Origin of the sequence: Streptomyces colwelliae (assembly GCF_048158785.1) — a bacterium.
GTDB lineage: Bacteria > Actinomycetota > Actinomycetes > Streptomycetales > Streptomycetaceae > Streptomyces.
In genome coordinates this window covers 1-1,755 of record NZ_JBLTJC010000753.1, presented here as the reverse complement: position 1 = coordinate 1,755, position 1,755 = coordinate 1, and the positions used below count along the sequence as shown (strand labels likewise).

Sequence of the window (1,755 nt, the reverse complement as noted above, 5' to 3'; positions counted from 1 at the left end):
TCGTAACCACCGTCCCGCAGCGGGGATTTGAAGAACGGTGGCAGCCAGAGGCAGTCGACGCCGAGCCACTGGAGGTAGTCGAGTTTGGCGGTGATGCCCTTGAGGTCACCGATGCCGTCGCCGTTGCACCACCTCCGCCGTCGGGCCGTCCGCGATCACCTCACCGTCGGCGATCAGGACGACCCGGTGGGCGAGTTCGGCTGCCAGCTCCACGTCATGGGTGGCCAGGACGATCGCGTGCCCCTCGCCGGTGAGCGCCCGAAGGATCGTGACCAGACGGGACTTGGCCGCGTAGTCGAGACCCCGGGTCGGTTCGTCCAGCAGGAGAAGGGGCGGGCGGGCCGACAGCACGATCGCCAGCGCGAGGGCGAGACGCTGGCCCTCCGAGAGGTCGCGGGGGTGGGTGTCGTCGGTCACTCCGGGGAGGAGTTCGGAGACGAGCGCACGGCACGTGCCCGGATCGGCGCCCGCGTCCGCGTCGGCGGCCGCGCATTCGGCGGCGACCGTGTCGGCGTACAGCAGGTCACGCGGTTCCTGCGGTACGAGGCCCACGCGGCGTACGAGGTCGCGGGGCGCGGTGCGATGCGGGGTGAGGCCGCCGACCTGGACCGTTCCGGAGGTCGGAGTGACCAGCCCGACAAGGGAGTTGAGGAGCGTGGACTTGCCGGCGCCGTTGCGGCCCATCAGGGCGATGGTCTCGCCGGGGGCGATGGTGAGGTCGATGCGGCGGAGGGCCTCGACCGGCGCTCGGCGGACGGAAAGGGCGCGGACTTCCGCCGCGTGCATGGGAGTTGGGGCCGGGCTCTTGCGCATGCGCCAACGGGAGGCGCTCGGACGGGGGTTGGGGAGTGACCCGGTGACGGGGGCGGTGTCGCGCGTCGGTTCGCGGTCCGTGAGCCGCTCCCGCAGGTCCCCGGCCTGTCGTCGCGCGTCTCGCACAGTGAGCGGCAACGGCGCCCATCCGGCGAGCCGGCCCAGGTCCACCACCGGCGGGAACACGGGGGATACGGCCATCACCTCCGCCGGGGTGCCGAGGACCGGCGGAGCGCCCGGGGCCGGGAGGAGGGCGACCTGGTCGGCGTACTGGATGACGCGTTCCAGGCGGTGTTCGGCCAGGAGGACGGTCGTGCCGAGATCGTGGACCAGGCGTTGGAGGACCGCGAGGACCTCCTCCGCCGCCGCCGGGTCGAGTGCCGAGGTCGGTTCGTCCAGGACCAGGACCCTGGGGTGCGGGGTGAGGACCGAGCCGATCGCGACGCGTTGCTGCTGGCCGCCGGAGAGGGTGGCGATCGGGCGGGCGCGGAGCTCGGCGAGGCCCAGGAGGTCCAGGGTCTCCTCGACCCTGCGGCGCATCACCTCGGGGGCGAGGCCCAACGACTCCATTCCGTAGGCGAGTTCGTCCTCGACCGTGTCCGTCACGAAGTGGGAGAGCGGATCCTGGCCCACCGTGCCCACGACATCGGCGAGTTCGCGCGGTTTGTGGGTGCGGGTGTCCCGGCCCGCGACCGTGACCCGGCCGCGCAGGGTGCCGCCGGTGAAGTGCGGGACCAGTCCGCTCACCGCGCCGAGCACCGTGGACTTGCCGACTCCCGACGGGCCGACGAGCAGCACCAGTTCGCCTTCCGGCACCTCGAAGTCGACGCCCTGGACGGCGGGTTGGTCCGCCCCGTCGTACGTCACGGAGACATCCTCGAAGCGGATCACGACGGCTCCTTGGAGGGCTTGGAGGTGGAGGGAGCGGAGGAGGTGGGGAGG

The 1,755-nt window shown here is 72.4% G+C and carries 2 pseudogenes; both read right to left on the bottom strand.

The features are described 5' to 3' along the window. Nucleotides 1-125 (bottom strand): annotated as a pseudogene (locus ACNFOC_RS54000) (alpha-amylase family glycosyl hydrolase); the annotation flags it as partial. Between the two features lies 1 nt (nt 126). Next, nucleotides 127-1,704 (bottom strand): annotated as a pseudogene (locus tag ACNFOC_RS53995) (ABC transporter ATP-binding protein); the annotation flags it as partial. Nucleotides 1,705-1,755: the final 51 nt, after the last annotated feature.